Origin of the sequence: Psychrobacter piscatorii (genome assembly GCF_001444505.1) — a bacterium.
Taxonomy (GTDB): domain Bacteria; phylum Pseudomonadota; class Gammaproteobacteria; order Pseudomonadales; family Moraxellaceae; genus Psychrobacter; species Psychrobacter piscatorii_B.
The window spans coordinates 1-550 of sequence record NZ_LNDJ01000045.1; the positions used below are offsets into that span (position 1 = coordinate 1).

The following is a 550-nucleotide window of genomic DNA, read 5'->3' on the forward strand; positions in this document are numbered from 1 at the left end:
ACCCCACTCTCAACTTCGAAAGTGATTGAAAAAAGAAGAGCACCTCACTAATCTATTGTTTTCGACCAAGAATACAATGGAGTTGTGAGATGCCCATAGACGAATTTATCATCAATATCTATTTAATGGTAGAGCAATATTACAAAATAGTCGTCACCAAACCCTTGCGAAGTGCAGGTTACGCGCCAAAGCTAAGTGATCCTGAGGTTATTTGCATGGAGATGGTCGGTGAATTTTTACACCTTGATCAAGACAAACAAATTTGGCAATACTTTACCCAGCATTGGCAAGACTGGTTTCCAGCCATCGGCTCATACCCTAACTTCGCAAAGCACTGCGCCAATCTGTGGCAAGTCAAACAGCAGATACAAGATAAAGTCAGTCAAATTGAAGGCCGTGACAACATTCATTTTATGGATGGCTTTCCGATACCCGTCTGTCATTATGGACGCGCTTATCGGCATAAAAACTATCAAGACTTAGCAGCTTTTAGTTACTGCGCCGCTAAGCAAGAGAGATACTATGGCTTTGAGGGACATTTGCTTGTTAA

1 pseudogene is annotated in these 550 nt (G+C 41.8%); it reads left to right on the forward strand.

The window, feature by feature from the left end:
- Positions 1-89: 89 nt before the first annotated feature.
- Positions 90-550, forward strand: a pseudogene (locus tag AS194_RS02215) (IS982-like element ISPsma1 family transposase); the annotation flags it as partial.